The sequence below is a fragment of the Sphingomonas sp. genome, assembly GCF_048594985.1.
GTDB lineage: Bacteria > Pseudomonadota > Alphaproteobacteria > Sphingomonadales > Sphingomonadaceae > Sphingomonas_I.
Genome location: NZ_JBMDXG010000083.1, coordinates 1 through 14424 on the forward strand (window position 1 = coordinate 1; position 14424 = coordinate 14424).

Below are 14424 nucleotides of genomic sequence, written 5' to 3' on the forward strand. Positions count from 1 at the left end.
GGCGCTGACCCGCTCGTGACCGTGTCGGCCGGGCAGGATTCGGCGCTGATCGACAGGTTTCTGGAAATGCTGGCGGCGGAGGCGGGGGCGGCGCGCAATACCTTGCTCGCTTACGGTCGCGACCTGCGGGATGCCTCGCGTGCCGCCGCCGGCCGACTCGGCGATGCGACGCCCGACGATCTCCGCCGCGTCGCCGATGGCTGGGCTTCGCTCGCCCGCGCCACCGTCGCGCGGAAGGCGTCGGCGCTGCGCCGCTTCTTCGCCTTCCTGGTGGAGGAGGGGATGCGCGCCGACGATCCGTCCGACGCGCTGCCCCGGCCCGGCGCGGCGCGTTCGCTGCCCAAGGTGCTGACCCATGACGATGTCACCCGCCTGTTCACGGTCTTGGCCGAACGGATCGATGCCGATCCGTCGCCGGCAAATCTGCGCAACGCGGCTCTGTTCGAACTGCTCTACGGTTCGGGGCTGCGTGCGAGCGAGCTGGTCTCGCTGCCGCGCAATCTCGTCCGCCGCGACCAGCCCTACCTGATCCTGCGCGGCAAGGGCGGGCGCGAGCGGCTCGTGCCGCTGTCGGATCGCGCGCGCGCCGCCGTTCGTGCGTACGCCGCGACCCTGTCCGAAGATACGGCCTTCCTGTTTCCGTCGGGCAAGGCGCATCTCAGCCGCGTGCGCCTGTTCCAGCTCGTGCGCGAGATTGCGGGCGAAGCGGGCATTCCGCCCGACCGTGTCAGCCCGCACGTGCTGCGCCACGCCTTCGCCACGCATCTGCTGGAGGGGGGCGCGGATCTGCGCGCGCTCCAGACGATGCTGGGTCATGCCGACATCGCGACGACGCAGATCTACACGCATGTCGACAGCCGCCGGCTGGTTCAGCTCGTCAACGAAAAGCACCCGCTCGTTGACGCTGCCCCCCCCAAAAAGTAACGCCCGCCGCCATGGTTGCTTACCTCGAATTCGAAAAGCCGATCGCGGAGCTCGAAGCGCGGATCGTCGAACTGCGCGACACGGCCAGCGCCAATGACGGCGCGCTCGACATCGAGGCGGAGGTCGCGAAGCTTCAGGGCAAGTCGGAACGGCTGCTGCGCGAGACGTACGCGAAGCTGACACCGTGGCAGAAGACGCAGGTCGCGCGCCATCCCGAACGCCCGCACCTCAAGCATTACATCGCCGGCTTCGTTGACGATTTCCTGCCGCTCGCGGGCGATCGCGCCTTCGCCGATGATCAGGCCATCATCGGTGGCCTCGGCCGCATCGCCGGCCGCCGCGTGGTTGTGATCGGGCATGAGAAGGGCGACGACACCGCCAGCCGCATCCGCCATAATTTCGGGATGGCCAAGCCCGAGGGCTATCGCAAGGCGATCCGCCTGATGCGCCTGGCCGAGCGGTTCGGCCTGCCGGTCGTGACGCTGGTCGACACCGCCGGCGCCTTTCCCGGTGTGCAGGCGGAGGAGCGCGGCCAGGCCGAGGCGATCGCGCGCTCGACCGAGCAATGCCTCGCGCTGACCGTGCCGATCGTGGCGGCGGTGGTGGGAGAGGGCGGTTCGGGCGGCGCGGTCGCATTGGCGGCGGCGAACCGCGTGCTGATGTTCGAACACGCCATCTATTCGGTGATCTCGCCCGAGGGCGCCTCGTCGATCCTGTGGCGGACCGCCGACAAGGCCGCCGACGCGGCCGAGGCGATGAAGGTGACGGCGGCCGACCTGCAGAAGATGGGCGTGGTCGACCGCATCGTCGCCGAGCCGATGGGCGGCGCCCAGCGCGACCCGGCGGCGGCGATCGCCTCGCTGGGCGCGGCGATCGCGGAGGAGCTGGCGGCGCTCGCGGCCGAAACGCCGCAGGCACTGGTCGATCAACGCCGCACCAAATTCATGACGATCGGCGAATAGCCCCCGCCGCCATTGGACGGCAGGGGCCTACGGCCGTCTTACGAAATCTTCAGGCTGTCGCCGACGTTCGTGAAGACGGTGTTGAGGTTGTCGCCGATGGTGGTCATCGCGCCGACGGCGGCGACCGCGATCAGGGCGGCGATCAGGCCATATTCGATGGCCGTCGCACCCTTGCTGTTCTTGATGAGGTTGCGCAGAATCTGCATGCTTAAGCTCCCAGGACGAACTCGATTTCCGATCTTCCAGCCGGCACGGATGATCGGACCAGCTGTCGCCGCCAATAGCTGCAATCGGTTTCGGAAGGCTTAATCACGGCGTCGAGCGGTGCGGGCCTCGCGCGCGTCACAGCGCCAACCAGCCGGCCAGCGCTCCGCCAATCACGATTGTCGGGGTCACCCAGACGCCCTTGAGCCGCCATGCGGCGAACAGCGTGGCGGCGAAGACTAGGAGGGCGACCGCGAGCGACGCGGCCGGCAGGCGCACTGCTGTCTTGGCGGCAAGCTCGGCGAACGTCGCGCCGATGATGCCGACGACGGCCGCGGCTACCCCCGCCAGCAACCGGTGGAGCGATGGATTCTCCACGATCGCCTCAAGCCGCTCGAACAGGATCAGCGAAAAGGCGAACGCGGGCAGGAACATGCCGGCGGTGATCGCCAGCGCGCCGCCCATGCCGTCCGCGAGATATCCGGCGAATGTGGCGAAAATCACCAGGGGCGCGGGCAGAACGCCGGCGAGCGCGATCCCGTCGAGGAATGTCGCATCGCTGATCCACCCCCGCCCGACCGTGTCGGCGCGAACGTAGGGGATCGCCGTATAGGCGCCCCCGAACGTCAGCAGCCCTCCCTTGAGACCCGCGATGAAGAGCGCCGCGATCGTCGCGTGGGAGGCGGTCGGGACCGCGAGACTCGGCTCCATGGCCCAACGGGACGCTACGGCGGCTAGCACGGCGGCGCAGACGATCCCGACCGCCGCCGCTGGCCGATGCCCGAGCGCATAGGCCGCTCCCGATGCCGCAAGCGGTATCCAGAAAGGCACGCCAAGCAATGTCGCGATGCCCGAGCAAGCGGCGATGGCGAGCAGCCATCGATCTTCGATGACATGCTGCCCGATCCGGATAACGGCGCGCGCGATGATCGCGAGCACCGCGACCTGCACGCCCAGCAGGACGGCCGTCAGCCCCGCCGCGCCCGCGATCCATTTCGCATACGCCCAGCCGGCCGCGAGCATCAGCACGAGGCCCGGCAGCATGAACCCCAGCCCTGCGAGCACTCCGCCGAGTCGCCCCCGCGCGATCATCCCCAGGTGGACGCAGAGTTCATGCGCTTCCGGCCCGGGAAGCACCTGCATCACCGCGAGCAGGCGATTGAAACGGCCGCCCGAAATCCACTGTTCCTTCTCGACCAGCGATTCGCGCAGCATGGCGATCTGCGCGACGGGGCCACCGAAGGCGAGCGCACCGAAGCCGAGGAATTTGACGAACAGCGCGGCGAGGCTGATGGCAGGTGGTTGGGCCGTGTCGCTCGAATAAGCCATATGACGCTCCTTCCGCCGCGGGCGCGGCGCATGGAGCGGACTTGGACGAGCATCCCGTCTGAACGGGCGTCCGCATCGGCCCGTGCCGCCTTTATGACTGGATCGGACCAGCCGCGTCAACGGCGGCCTTTGCCCGATCCTCGCTGTCAGCCGGTACGCCGACGACGTGCGGGCGCTCTCAGGATGCGGCTTTGCCCGCCCCGCGCAACTTCGCCAGACCCTTGATCGCGTAATCGTTGGCGGGATCGCGCTTCAGCGATTGTTCGAAGAAGCCGATCGCGGCTGCCCGATCGCCCCGTGCGGCCGCGCTGTCGGCTAGCCCGTCCAGCGCATAGGTCAGGTCGGGAAAGCGCTGCAGAGCGGCCCGGAAGATCGCATCCGCCTCCTCCAGCCGACGCGCGTCGATCAGGTCGTAGCCGACCTCCAGCAGCATATCCCCGGTCGCATCGGTTGCCGCCTGTTCCCGGGCCCGGTCGAAGCGCGCCATCGCCGGCACGACGCCATTTCGCATCACCACGTCCCATAGCGCGTCGCGAAGCTGCGGCGCGGGGAGCTTGTAAGGCGCGCCGAACTGGATCGCGGCCAGGTTGATCGCCGCCTTCGCGGCCGACATCCGGTCGCCATTGCCCAGGATGATGACGGTCGTCCGCTCGTCGGGAAAGCGCAGGATGTAGGACGAGAAGCCGCCGTCGCTGCCCGAATGGGCCATTGTCCGGCGCCCGAACCGGCTGCCGACCTCCCATCCGTAGCCGTAGCCGCCCCGATAGGGCGTGAACATCTCGTCCAGCGAACGGCGGGAGACCAGTTTGTCGCCGTAAAGCGCCTGATCCCATTTCAGCAGGTCGCCCGTCGTCGACACGATTCCGGTGTCGCCAAGGCGCGTCGACGGATCGATATAGGTCGCGGTGATGAAGGTGGTGCCGCGCGAATAATAGCCCGTCGCCGCACCGGGAATGACCGCGCGATTGTCGTCATAGCCGCTTTGGTTCATGCCGAGTGGCGCGAAGATCTGCGCGGTCAGGTAGCGGTCGAACGCCATGCCCGACGCCCGCTCGACGATCAGCCCGAGCAGGAAATAGCCCGAGTTGGAGTAAGCATATTTCTCGCCCGGCGCGAACTCCAGCGGCAGGGTGCGGAACAGGTCGACGAACTCCGCCCGGCGGCCCTGCTTGAGGCTGAGCGCCTCGTCCCAATCGGGCAGGCTCGACACGTTGGGAACGCCCGAACTGTGGGTCAGCAGGTTGCGGATCGTGATCGTCCGCCACGCGGGCGGACAATCGGCGAGATAGGTACAGATCGAATCCTCGACCTTCAGCTTGCCACGCTCGCGCAGTTGCAGGATTGCCATCGCCGTGAACTGCTTCGTGATCGAAGCGATGTGGAACACGGTTTGTTGCGTATTGGGCACCGCCAGCTCGCGGCTCGCCATGCCATAAGCGGCATGGAACACCGGCACCCCGTCACGCGCGACCAGCGCCACGCCGGTAAACTGATCATGCGCGACCGCCGCCTTCAGATAGGCGTCCATTCGCTCCTGCCGGGCTTGCCCGGCGGGCGCCGTGGCGTCGGACGGAACCCCGTTTTGCGCCAGCGCGGGGCCGCCGACTGCCGCGCCGCGGACGATCGCGATCGCTGCGCACCCGATGAAAGACGCCCGCATCAATGCCCCCGCCGCCCGATCTCCGTGGCCGATATTCGAAGCACGACGCGGCGTCGACCTTGCCGGCTCGTGGAATGGCCTTGGCGGACAGCCGCGGTGCTTGTCCTAGCCGATCGCGCCCGCGACGCGCGTGCTCGCGCCGTGCCAGAGGGCGTCGGCGCGCGCGCCCAGCGTCGAGACGCCCGCCGTCAGGCCGATCGCGATCAACGCCACGACCAGCCCATATTCCATCGCGGTCGCGCCGCGCGCGTTACGCGCGAGCTTGCCGATCCACCCGAACATCTCCAATTCCCCCCCGAAAGGGACGCGCCCGGCGTCCGTCGCCGCTCCGTTAGTCCCCGCCCCGTAAAGAAAGCGCTTATGGCCGCCCTCCTCCATGTCGCCGCCGTCGCCCTGATCGATGCCGATGGGCGCGTGCTCGTCCAGCAGCGGCCCGAGGGGAAGCCCGCCGCCGGCCTGTGGGAATTTCCCGGCGGTAAGATCGAGGCCGGAGAAACGCCCGAACAGGCGCTGATCCGCGAGCTCCAGGAGGAACTGGGCATCGATACCGAGGCGGCGTGCCTCGCGCCCGCGACCTTCGCCAGCGAGCCGTCCGATCATAGCGACCGCCACCTCGTCCTCTTGCTCTACGTCTGCCGCAAGTGGCGTGGCGTGCCCCGGCCGCTGGAGGGCGGGGCGCTGCGCTGGGTGCGCGTGGCCGAGCTTTACGGCCTCGCCATGCCGAAACCGGACCGGCCGCTGATCGGCCTGCTCGACGCCTTACTCTGATCGCCCCTTCAGCGCGGCGGCGAGCGAGGCGGTAGCCGATCCGCGCCGCGCGGGCTTGGGCTGGTCGGGCGAGGGCGCCCAGCCGGTCATGAACACCGTTTCGAATCGCTCGCGCACGCGCCCGTCCTCGTCCGCCTGCGCCGCGAACGCCTCGCCGAGCGCCGCGAGCCGCGCGCGCCCCAGCCAGGGCGGGCGCTGACCGGCAAGCAGGTTGGCCGCCGCCATCCCCCGCAGGTCGGTCATCAGGCGGAACACGTCGCTGTAACCCACGTCGAGCGGCTCGCTGTCCGCCACCGTCAGCACGAACCCGGTTCGTCCCAGCAGGTCGCCCGCCGCGCGCACGTCGATCAACGGATGGATGCGCTGCGGCACCGCGTCACCCATCGCGCTGTCGGCCGCGATCAGCGCGCGGCGCAGCTTGGCGAGGCTGCCGGCACCCGTGAAGGCGGCGAGGAACAGTCCGTCGGGGCGGAGCGCGCGGCGGCACTGGACCAGCGCGCCGGGCAGGTCGTTGACCGTATCGAGTGCGCCCGCCGACACGATCAGGTCGAAACTTTCGGGCGCGAAGGGCAGGTGGTCCTCGTCCGCGACGATCCCGCCCGCCGCCTCGGCGAAGCGCGCGCCCGAATCGGTCGCGGTCACGGTCATGCCCCGCGCCTGCAGCGCGCGCGTGAGGCTCCCGTCCGCGCAGCCGAGGTCGAGCGCGTCCTTGAACGGCCGCGTCACGAAGTCGAGCCGTTCGAGGAGCCCCTCGACCATCGTCTCGCGCAGGAAGGCATGGTCGCCGTAAAGCGGGGCGGCGCGGTCGCGGCGCAGGCGGCGCAGCGCGGGATCGAAGATCTGGGGAACGTCCACGGCGGCGGGCTTGTGCCCGCTCCGTCGCCGGGGGACAAGCGGGCATGCCGCGCCTCGCCCTGCCGCGATCGCTCCATGCGCTTGTACGCGCCGTCGTCGATTTCGCGCTGCCGCCGCGCTGCCCTGGCTGCGGTGTGGTGGTCGCGGCGGATCACAGCTTCTGCCTCGCCTGCTGGCAGTCGCTCGATTTCCTGCGCGGGCCCGCCTGCGCGGTGTGCGCCGCCCCTCTCGAACTGGCGCTGTACGACGACGCGCGCTGCGGCGCCTGCCTCGCCGATCCGCCGCCGTTCGACCGGCTTCGCGCCGCCGTCGCTTATGGCCTGATCGCGCGGGCGCTTGCGCTCAAGCTCAAATATGGTCGCCGGCCGGGGATCGCCGCGACGATGGCGGGGCCGCTCCGGCGCGCGGCGGGCGACATGCTGGCGGACGCGCTGGTCGTGCCCGTGCCGCTCCACCGCTGCCGCTTGTGGTGGCGCGGCTACAACCAGTCGGCGCTGATCGCGCGCGCCGTCACGCCCAGTGGGGACCTCGCGCTCGACCTGCTCGTCCGCCGCCGCGCCACCGCTGCGTTGCGCGGCATGGGGCCGTCGGCGCGCGCGCGGACGGTGGCGGGGGCGTTCGCGCTCAATCCGGTTTGGGCAGCACGGGTGCGCGGCGCGCGCGTCGTGCTGGTCGACGATGTCTACACCACCGGCGCGACGGTGCGGGCCTGCGCGCGCGTGCTGCGCGCGGCGGGCGCGGCCGAGATTACGGTGCTCTGCTGGGCGCGCGTGGTGCGCGATGGCGATCCGGCGCGTTGACAGGCGCGCCCGACATCCACAGATCGGCGGAAAGGACACATGCATGCCCCAGGTCGAAATCTACACGAAGATGCTCTGCCCCTATTGCACGCGCGCCAAGCGCCTGCTGACCGACAAGGGCGTCGCGTTCGAGGAATATGACATCACGATGGGCGGGCCGAAGCGCGCCGAGATGCTGGCCCGCGCCAATGGCCGCAGCACGGTGCCGCAGATCTTCATCGGCGAAACCCACGTCGGCGGTTCGGACGATCTGGTCGCGCTGGAACGCGCGGGCAAGCTCGACCCGCTGCTCGCCGGCTGATGCGCGCGGCGCTCTTCCAGTCGACGACCGGCATCGATCCGCTGCTCGGCGCACGCGCGCTGGTGGAGGCGGTCGAGCGCGCGGCGGGCGAGGGCGCCGACATGCTGTTCACGCCCGAAATGAGCGCGCTGCTCGATCGCGATCGGGCGCGCGCCGCCGGCACGATCGTGCGCGAGAGTGACGACGTCGCGCTGGCGGCGGTGCGCGAGGCGGCGGCCAAGCACGGCCTGTGGGTCCATCTCGGCTCGCTCGCGCTGCGGGCGGAGGGGGAGGGCGTCCCCTACGTCAACCGCGCCTTCGTCATCGACGACAGCGGCGCGATCCGTGCCCGCTATGACAAGATGCACCTGTTCGATGTGGATCTGCCCGGCGGCGAGAGCTGGCGCGAATCCGCCGCCTATCGCCCCGGCGCCGGCCCGGTTCTGGTCGATACGCCATGGGGCCGTCTCGGCCTGTCAATCTGTTACGATCTGCGCTTCCCCGACCTCTTTCGCGCGCTGAGCGATGCGGGTGCGACGATGCTTGCCGTCCCCGCCGCCTTCACCGTGCCCACCGGGCGGGCGCACTGGCATGTCCTGCTCCGCGCCCGTGCGATCGAGGCGGGGGCGTTCGTGCTCGCCGCCGCGCAGGCGGGGCATCATGCCGACGGGCGGACCACTTACGGCCACTCGCTCGCGGTCGATCCGTGGGGTGAGGTGCTGCTGGACATGGGCGCGGCGCCCGGCGTGGCGTTGGTCGATCTCGATCCCGCGCGCGTCGATCAGACCCGCGCGCGCATCCCCGCGCTCCGCCACCGCCGCGCGATCGGCGCGATCGGGGGGACGGCATGATCGTCTACGACATCGCCTGCCCGGCGGGGCATGTGTTCGAGGCGTGGTTCGGATCGAGCGCCGATTTCGAGGATCAGCGCGAGCGCGGTCTCCTCACCTGCCCGGTGTGCGGCGCGGGGGAAGTGAGTAAGGCGGTGATGGCCCCCGCCGTCGCGCCCAAGGGCAATAGCCGCGACGACCGCCCCGTGCCGATGCGCGGCGGCCCGCCCGCGCCTGCCGAGATGAAGGCGATGCTCGCCGCGCTCGCCCGCGCGCAGGCCAAGGCGCTCGAAGGATCGGAGGATGTCGGCCGCCGCTTCGCCGACGAGGCGCGCGCGATGCACGAGGGCGACGCCGACGAACGCCGCATCCACGGCCAGGCCACGGTCGAGGAAGCCAAGGCATTGGTGGAGGACGGCGTCCCCGTCATGCCGCTCCCGCTGCCCATCGTCCCTCCGGGCACGACGCATTAGGGCGTAGGTCGCGCGCTCCCTGACGCATCAGGATCGCAGCGACGTGCCCGCACGGCCGCTCCGAAACATGGAGAGCCAGGTCAGGGGGTTCCATGTGGCGTTCCCGTTGAGGGAGAAGGTGACGATCTCGGCCCGCCCGCCGATATTCTCGACCGGCACGGCGCCGCCCAGCCCGTTGAACCACGTGGGCACTCGGCTGTCGGCGCTCATGTCCCGATTGTCGCCCATCAGGAATAGGTGACCAGCAGGCACGATGTAGCGCGGGAAGTCGTCTGCGCCGCTGCGGCCAAAGTCGATCGTGTCGTAGGAGCGTCCCCCCGGCAGCGTCTCGCTAACGATGTGGAGGCGGCAATAAGCGCGCCCGTCAGGGCCTCTGATCCGTGCCGCTGCAAAGGCCGGAAATGCCCGCTCTGGTTCGGGATCATTCGCGTCGCAGCGGAAATTCCCGTCTACCGGCATCAGACGATAGCCTTTGTCCCGCGTCATGACGGGCCGCCCGTTCAGCAAGAGGCGACCCGCAATCATCTCGACGCGATCTCCCGGCAGGCCGATCACCCTTTTGATCAGATCCTCGCCACGTCGCGCCCTGTCCGGCGGCGTTACGATGACGATGTCGCCGCGGTCGGGCAGCCGTCCGAACAGGCGGCCGTGCACGAACGGAAGCGGATGCAGGACCGGCGATATGTACGACCAGCCGTAAGCCCATTTGCTCGCCACCAGCCGGTCGCCGACCAGCAATGTCGGCATCATGGATTCCGATGGGATGTAGAAGGGCTTGGCGACGAAGCTCTGAAAGGCTGCGGCAAGAAGCGCGAGTCCCGCGAGGTCGCGCGCCTCCTTGAGCCATCGACGGCGGGTCGAGGTGACGGGGCGGTGTTTCATGCCGCCAGAGAAAGGGCGGCCGGGCCCCGACGCCAGCGAAGTCGTGTCCGGACAGCGCAAAAATGCTGTCCGGACAGGCGCTGTCGTGCCTTAGCGCGCGCGAAACTCGGCGTAGCTGAGCACGCCGTCATGGTTGCGGTCGAGCCGATCGAAGGCCGCATGGCTGGTCTGGTTCGCATAAGCCAGGGCCGGCGCGGCCGCTCCCGCTCCGAACACCATGCCCGCCGCGACCGCCGCAATGGTGCGCCATCCAGCGCTGCGGCCACGCCCGGCGTTCTGATGGTCGGCGATCCTGGCGTCGATCATCGTTCTGATCGCCTGGCTGGCGGAGATCCCATCCTCGCGGCAGCGATCCATGAACGCAGATTTGGCTACATGCGAAAGCCGAATTTCGATGGCTTCGCTCTTCTTCGGATCTCGCTTCTCCGACACCGCGCCCTCCAATGGCGATCACCACGCCAGCACCTCGACGATCGATCCTGCCGATGCGCGCGCCGACTGCCAATGGGAAAGTGAAGGATATCCGGTCGCTGACCGGGGGGAAGGCGCTTTGCAGCCATTGGCCGCCCCGCCTGTTCAGATTCCGTTGGAAACATAAGCTTTTGGCGGGGTTGGACCGGCATGGCCGCACGCACCGACAAGAAAGGCACCAGCCGCACGACGCGCGTCGCCAGCGCGCCCTTCCGCGATGCCCCGCGCGGCGGCACCGCGCTGCTGATCCTCGACATGGTGAGCGAGTTCGATTTCGAGGGTGCGGAGACGATGCGCGAGCAGACCGCCGCCGCTGCCGAGGCGATTCTCGCCTTGCGCGACGCGGCCGACGCCCGCGATCTGCCCGTCATCTACGTCAACGACAATTTTGGCGAATGGCACTCCGAACGTTCGCGCCTGATCGAGCATGCTTTGTCGAGCCCCGGCGGCCGCGATCTGGGGGCCAGGCTGCTCCCGCGCGACCGGGATTATTTCATCATCAAGCCGCAATTTTCGGGCTTCTACGCAACCAACCTTCCCGTGCTGCTGCCCAAGCTGGGGGTCGATCGGCTGGTCATCACCGGCATCGCCGCCGACATCTGCGTGCTGTTCACCGCCGCCGACGCGCATATGCGCGATTATCGCCTGTGGGTGCCCGCCGACGCGGTCGCGGCCGAGACGCAGGAGCGGCACGACTGGGCGCTCGAAATCATGCACCAGAGCATGAAGGCCGAAATTCGCCCCACGGCAAAGCTCTCGCTTGCGCGCTGGGCGTCCATGCGCGCGGCGCGCAAACGATCAGACTGACCGAGCTTTCCGGTTTGCCGCGCCCCTCCGCGCACCCTACATCGCGCCCTTCCGATCCCTTTTCCGATCCCGCTGGAGTTCCGATGGCCGATTTCGACTATGATCTGTTCGTGATCGGCGCGGGTTCAGGCGGCGTCCGCGCCTCGCGCGTGTCCGCGGCATATGGCGCGAAGGTCGCCGTGGCGGAGGAATATCGCGTCGGCGGCACCTGCGTGATCCGGGGCTGCGTTCCCAAGAAACTGCTCGTCTACGGCGCGCATTTCGCCGAAGACCTCGCCGATGCCCGCCGCTTCGGCTGGCAGGTGCCCGAATGCGCGTTCGACTGGGCGACTTTGCGCGATCACGTCATGGCCGAGGTCGACCGGATCGAGACCGTCTACGGCCAGACGCTCGAGAACAACAAGGTCGAGGTGATCCGCGAGCGCGCGACCGTCACCGGCCCGCACAGCGTCGCGCTGTCAGGCGGGCGCACCGTCACCGCGAAACATATCCTGATCGCCACCGGCGCGACGCCGATGGTTCCGACTTTTCCGGGCAGCGAACATGGCATCACGTCGAACGAGGTGTTCGGCCTGCCGGCCCTGCCGAAGCGCGTCGTGATCGCGGGCGGCGGCTATATCGCCAACGAATTCGCCGGCATCTTCCACGAATTCGGCTGCCGCGTGACCGTGGTCAATCGCGGCGACACGATCCTGCGCGGGTACGATGCGCAGATCCGCGACCGCCTGCTCCAGATCTCGATGTCGAAGGGCATCGATTTCCGCTTCAACTGCACCTTCGAAAGCGTGGAGAAGCGCGACGACGGCACGCTCGTCATCCGCACCGCTGGCGACGATCCGATCGAGGCGGACATGCTGCTGTTCGCCACGGGCCGCAAGCCGCTGACCGAGGGGCTGGGGCTCGAGACCGCCGGGGTCGTGATCGACGGCAATGGCGCGATCAAGGTCGACGCGGACAATCGCACCACCTGCGACAGCGTCTACGCCGTCGGCGACGTCACCAACCGCATCCAACTCACGCCCGTCGCGATCCGCGAGGGGCAGGCCTTCGCCGACACCGTGTTCGGCAACAAGCCGCGCCGGGTCGATTACAATAACGTGCCGGCGGCGGTGTTCAGTCATCCGCCCATGGCGGGCGTCGGCCTCACCGAATCGCAGGCGCGCGAGCGGCTCGGCTCGGTGAAGGTCTTCACCTCCGATTTCCGCGCGATGAAGAACGTGCTCGCCGGGCGCAACGAGCGCGCTTTGTACAAGATGGTGGTCCACCCCGAGACCGACGTGGTGCTCGGCATCCACATGATCGGCCCCGAAGCGCCCGAAATCCTTCAGGCGGCGGCGGTCGCGGTGAAGGCGGGTCTGACCAAGCAGGCATTCGACGATACCGTCGCCCTGCATCCGTCGATGGCCGAAGAACTCGTCCTGATGCGCTGACCGATCGACATTCGGCTTCCCGTTCGCACGGAGCTTGTCGAAGTGCTGTTCTTCCTCACGCGGACTTGGCCCGGGCGAACCCGTGCTTCGACAAGCTCGGCACCAACGATGTGCTAGGGATGTCGTTGCGTGCCCGGCACGAACAAACCGGTCCTTAACCGGTTTGCGCTAGGCCGCGCCGCCATGAACCCGATCGAATATGACGGCGGCGCGCTCAACTCGCTCCGCCAGCGCGTGGCCGAGGTCGAGGAGATGAACGAGGATCTGGTCGCCTTCGCGCGCGGCCAGTCGAGCGCCGTCGCCGCGATCCACGATGCGGTACTCGCCGCGCTGGCCGCCCGCTCGCCGGAGGCGCTCGGCATGGTCGTCACCTGCCGCTGGCCGATGCTGCTGAAGGTGGACGAGGCGGCCTTGTTCTGGAGCGACGGCACCGCCGCCTTTCACGCCGACGCGAACGGTTTCCGCGCGGTCGAATCCCGGCTGGTCGCGCGCATGGCCGATCATCTCCGCCCGGTGACGATGCGCGCCGTCGGCCGTGGCCACCCCGTCTTCGGCGCGCAGGCGGCGGAGATGCGCAGCGAGGCGCTGATCCGGCTCGACGGCGTCGCGGGCTGCGGCCTGATCGCGCTCGGCCAGCGTCGCGCGCCTGCCGCCGAGGGGCTGCACGGCGCCCGCCTGCTGCGCTTCCTCGGCCGCAGCGTTTCGCATATGCTGGAGCAGTGGCCCGCGCGCTGACCCTCGATACCCATCCGGCCTACCAATCCTCCGCCGCGTGGGAGGCGCATCTGCGCCGCGACCGGCGCCGGTCCGAACACACGATCCGCGCGTACGCCGCCACCGCGCGCCGCCTGATCGCCTTTCTCGGCCGCCATCGCGCCTGCGCGATCGACGCCGCCGGTCTTGCCCGCACCGATACGGCCGAGCTGCGCGCCTTCCTGGCCGATCGTCGCGCCGATGGACTCGCCAACGCCTCCGCCGCGCGCGAATTATCGGCCATGCGCGGCTTCCTTGCTTTCGTCGCGGCGGGGGAGGGGATGGCCGCTCCGCCGCGCCTGCGCGGCCCGCGCGTGAAGAAGGGGGTGCCGCGCCCCGTCAGCCCCGCCGATGCGATCGCCATCGCCGATGATGCGGAGGAGGAGGCGTCCGGCGCGCCCTGGATCGGCTTGCGCGATCGCGCGGTTCTGCTCCTGCTCTACGGCGCGGGGCTGCGCGTGGGGGAGGCGGTGGCGCTCACCGGCGCGGCGCTGCCGCTTGGCGACACGCTCGTCGTCACCGGCAAGCGCGCCAAGACGCGCATCGTGCCGCTGCTCGCGCCCGTGCGCGACGCGATCCAGCTCTATTGCGATGCCTGCCCGTGGGGCGTGGCGCGCGATCTTCCGCTGTTCCGGGGGGCGAAGGGCGGCGCGCTGTCGCCCGACATCATCCGCCGCGCGGTGCGTGCGGCGCGCGCGCGGCTGGGCCTCGGCGACCGCACCACGCCGCACGCGCTCCGCCACAGCTTCGCCACCCATCTGCTCGGGCGCGGTGCCGATCTGCGTGCGCTGCAGGAACTGCTCGGTCACGCCAGCCTGTCCTCGACCCAAGTCTATACCGGGGTCGATGCCGCGCACCTGCTCGACGTCTATCGCAACGCCCACCCGCGCGCATGATCCCCTGCAATACCGCTCCGGCCCGCTCCCCCACCCCGCCGCCCAATCAACATACTCGGTGGGCGGCCGGGTGGGGGCGCGGGGCGGACCGGACAGACGG

18 protein-coding genes are annotated in these 14424 nt (G+C 69.5%); 11 read left to right on the forward strand and 7 right to left on the reverse strand.

Features of this window, described 5'->3' with window-relative positions; translation table 11 throughout:
* The first annotated feature begins 15 nt into the window (after nt 1–15).
* Nucleotides 16–924, forward strand: a complete 909-nt coding sequence (locus ACOJSF_RS02935) for a tyrosine recombinase (RefSeq protein WP_420140752.1) — start codon at nt 16–18, stop codon at nt 922–924.
* Between the two features lie 11 nt (nt 925–935).
* A complete protein-coding gene (locus tag ACOJSF_RS02940; RefSeq protein WP_420140735.1) occupies nt 936–1886 on the forward strand; it encodes an acetyl-CoA carboxylase carboxyltransferase subunit alpha in 951 nt (316 codons plus the stop codon).
* Between the two features lie 38 nt (nt 1887–1924).
* On the opposite strand, the gene ACOJSF_RS02945 is transcribed toward ACOJSF_RS02940, so the two are convergent.
* From ACOJSF_RS02945 to ACOJSF_RS02960, 4 genes are all read right to left on the reverse strand, one after another.
* Nucleotides 1925–2092, reverse strand: coding sequence for a Flp family type IVb pilin (locus ACOJSF_RS02945; RefSeq protein ID WP_420140736.1), 168 nt, complete (start codon nt 2090–2092; stop codon nt 1925–1927).
* A 136-nt stretch (nt 2093–2228) separates the two neighbouring features.
* Nucleotides 2229–3419 carry a chromate efflux transporter gene (gene chrA / locus ACOJSF_RS02950; protein WP_420140737.1) on the reverse strand — a complete coding sequence of 397 codons (1191 nt, stop codon included), beginning with the start codon at nt 3417–3419 and terminating at the stop codon, nt 2229–2231.
* A 178-nt stretch (nt 3420–3597) separates the two neighbouring features.
* A complete protein-coding gene (locus tag ACOJSF_RS02955) occupies nt 3598–4947 on the reverse strand; it encodes a serine hydrolase (protein ID WP_420140738.1) in 1350 nt (449 codons plus the stop codon).
* Nucleotides 4948–5184: 237 nt separating this feature from the next.
* Nucleotides 5185–5361, reverse strand: coding sequence for a Flp family type IVb pilin (locus ACOJSF_RS02960; protein ID WP_420140739.1), 177 nt, complete (start codon nt 5359–5361; stop codon nt 5185–5187).
* Between the two features lie 78 nt (nt 5362–5439).
* Here ACOJSF_RS02960 and ACOJSF_RS02965 point away from each other — a divergent pair, with 78 nt between their 5' ends.
* Nucleotides 5440–5847 carry a (deoxy)nucleoside triphosphate pyrophosphohydrolase gene (locus ACOJSF_RS02965; RefSeq protein WP_420140740.1) on the forward strand — a complete coding sequence of 136 codons (408 nt, stop codon included), beginning with the start codon at nt 5440–5442 and terminating at the stop codon, nt 5845–5847.
* On the opposite strand, the gene ACOJSF_RS02970 is transcribed toward ACOJSF_RS02965, so the two are convergent.
* Entirely contained in the window at nt 5839–6702 is an 864-nt protein-coding gene (locus tag ACOJSF_RS02970; protein WP_420140741.1) for a methyltransferase domain-containing protein, read from the reverse strand. The genes ACOJSF_RS02965 and ACOJSF_RS02970 overlap by 9 nt on opposite strands.
* A gap of 44 nt (nt 6703–6746) precedes the next feature.
* On the opposite strand from ACOJSF_RS02970, the gene ACOJSF_RS02975 reads away from it, so the two are divergent.
* From ACOJSF_RS02975 to ACOJSF_RS02990, 4 genes are read left to right on the forward strand one after another with little or no spacing between them, the layout of a single operon-like run.
* Nucleotides 6747–7502, forward strand: a complete 756-nt coding sequence (locus tag ACOJSF_RS02975; RefSeq protein WP_420140742.1) for a double zinc ribbon domain-containing protein — start codon at nt 6747–6749, stop codon at nt 7500–7502.
* 43 nt (nt 7503–7545) lie between these two features.
* Nucleotides 7546–7803, forward strand: coding sequence for a glutaredoxin 3 (grxC, locus tag ACOJSF_RS02980; protein WP_420140743.1), 258 nt, complete (start codon nt 7546–7548; stop codon nt 7801–7803).
* Nucleotides 7803–8633 (forward strand): carbon-nitrogen hydrolase family protein, encoded by an 831-nt coding sequence (locus ACOJSF_RS02985; RefSeq protein ID WP_420140744.1) that lies wholly within the window; start codon nt 7803–7805, stop codon nt 8631–8633. The genes grxC and ACOJSF_RS02985 overlap by 1 nt, the downstream gene beginning before the upstream one ends.
* Nucleotides 8630–9085 (forward strand): DUF1178 family protein, encoded by a 456-nt coding sequence (locus ACOJSF_RS02990; protein WP_420140745.1) that lies wholly within the window; start codon nt 8630–8632, stop codon nt 9083–9085. Before ACOJSF_RS02985 ends, ACOJSF_RS02990 begins: the two co-directional genes overlap by 4 nt.
* Before the next feature lie 27 nt (nt 9086–9112).
* On the opposite strand, the gene lepB is transcribed toward ACOJSF_RS02990, so the two are convergent.
* Both lepB and ACOJSF_RS03000 read right to left on the reverse strand, forming a co-directional pair.
* Entirely contained in the window at nt 9113–9967 is an 855-nt protein-coding gene (lepB, locus tag ACOJSF_RS02995) for a signal peptidase I (protein ID WP_420140746.1), read from the reverse strand.
* A gap of 90 nt (nt 9968–10057) precedes the next feature.
* Entirely contained in the window at nt 10058–10411 is a 354-nt protein-coding gene (locus tag ACOJSF_RS03000) for a hypothetical protein (RefSeq protein WP_420140747.1), read from the reverse strand.
* A 177-nt stretch (nt 10412–10588) separates the two neighbouring features.
* Here ACOJSF_RS03000 and ACOJSF_RS03005 point away from each other — a divergent pair, with 177 nt between their 5' ends.
* The 4 genes from ACOJSF_RS03005 to ACOJSF_RS03020 all read left to right on the forward strand — a co-directional run bounded on the left by ACOJSF_RS03005 (nt 10589) and on the right by ACOJSF_RS03020 (nt 14324).
* Nucleotides 10589–11245 carry an isochorismatase family cysteine hydrolase gene (locus ACOJSF_RS03005; RefSeq protein ID WP_420140748.1) on the forward strand — a complete coding sequence of 219 codons (657 nt, stop codon included), beginning with the start codon at nt 10589–10591 and terminating at the stop codon, nt 11243–11245.
* An 83-nt stretch (nt 11246–11328) separates the two neighbouring features.
* On the forward strand, nt 11329–12675 hold the full coding sequence (gorA, locus tag ACOJSF_RS03010) for a glutathione-disulfide reductase (RefSeq protein WP_420140749.1): 1347 nt from the start codon (nt 11329–11331) through the stop codon (nt 12673–12675).
* Nucleotides 12676–12858: 183 nt separating this feature from the next.
* The gene (locus ACOJSF_RS03015) at nt 12859–13410 is read left to right on the forward strand and encodes a DUF484 family protein (protein WP_420140750.1); all 552 of its coding nucleotides are present in this window, start codon (nt 12859–12861) and stop codon (nt 13408–13410) included.
* Nucleotides 13395–14324 (forward strand): tyrosine recombinase XerC, encoded by a 930-nt coding sequence (locus tag ACOJSF_RS03020; RefSeq protein ID WP_420140751.1) that lies wholly within the window; start codon nt 13395–13397, stop codon nt 14322–14324. Before ACOJSF_RS03015 ends, ACOJSF_RS03020 begins: the two co-directional genes overlap by 16 nt.
* The last annotated feature ends 100 nt before the right edge of the window (nt 14325–14424 follow it).

Excerpts from the sequence above, each read along its gene's own strand:
- ACOJSF_RS02940 (WP_420140735.1), top strand. The coding sequence starts at position 936 with ATGGTTGCTTACCTCGAATTCGAAAAGCCGATCGCGGAGCTCGAAGCG.
- ACOJSF_RS02945 (WP_420140736.1), bottom strand. The coding sequence starts at position 2,092 with ATGCAGATTCTGCGCAACCTCATCAAGAACAGCAAGGGTGCGACGGCC.
- chrA (WP_420140737.1), bottom strand. The coding sequence starts at position 3,419 with ATGGCTTATTCGAGCGACACGGCCCAACCACCTGCCATCAGCCTCGCC.
- ACOJSF_RS02955 (WP_420140738.1), bottom strand. The coding sequence starts at position 4,947 with ATGGACGCCTATCTGAAGGCGGCGGTCGCGCATGATCAGTTTACCGGC.
- ACOJSF_RS02960 (WP_420140739.1), bottom strand. The coding sequence starts at position 5,361 with ATGTTCGGGTGGATCGGCAAGCTCGCGCGTAACGCGCGCGGCGCGACC.
- ACOJSF_RS02965 (WP_420140740.1), top strand. The coding sequence starts at position 5,440 with ATGGCCGCCCTCCTCCATGTCGCCGCCGTCGCCCTGATCGATGCCGAT.
- ACOJSF_RS02975 (WP_420140742.1), top strand. The coding sequence starts at position 6,747 with ATGCCGCGCCTCGCCCTGCCGCGATCGCTCCATGCGCTTGTACGCGCC.
- grxC (WP_420140743.1), top strand. The coding sequence starts at position 7,546 with ATGCCCCAGGTCGAAATCTACACGAAGATGCTCTGCCCCTATTGCACG.
- ACOJSF_RS02985 (WP_420140744.1), top strand. The coding sequence starts at position 7,803 with ATGCGCGCGGCGCTCTTCCAGTCGACGACCGGCATCGATCCGCTGCTC.
- ACOJSF_RS02990 (WP_420140745.1), top strand. The coding sequence starts at position 8,630 with ATGATCGTCTACGACATCGCCTGCCCGGCGGGGCATGTGTTCGAGGCG.
- lepB (WP_420140746.1), bottom strand. The coding sequence starts at position 9,967 with ATGAAACACCGCCCCGTCACCTCGACCCGCCGTCGATGGCTCAAGGAG.
- ACOJSF_RS03005 (WP_420140748.1), top strand. The coding sequence starts at position 10,589 with ATGGCCGCACGCACCGACAAGAAAGGCACCAGCCGCACGACGCGCGTC.
- gorA (WP_420140749.1), top strand. The coding sequence starts at position 11,329 with ATGGCCGATTTCGACTATGATCTGTTCGTGATCGGCGCGGGTTCAGGC.
- ACOJSF_RS03015 (WP_420140750.1), top strand. The coding sequence starts at position 12,859 with ATGAACCCGATCGAATATGACGGCGGCGCGCTCAACTCGCTCCGCCAG.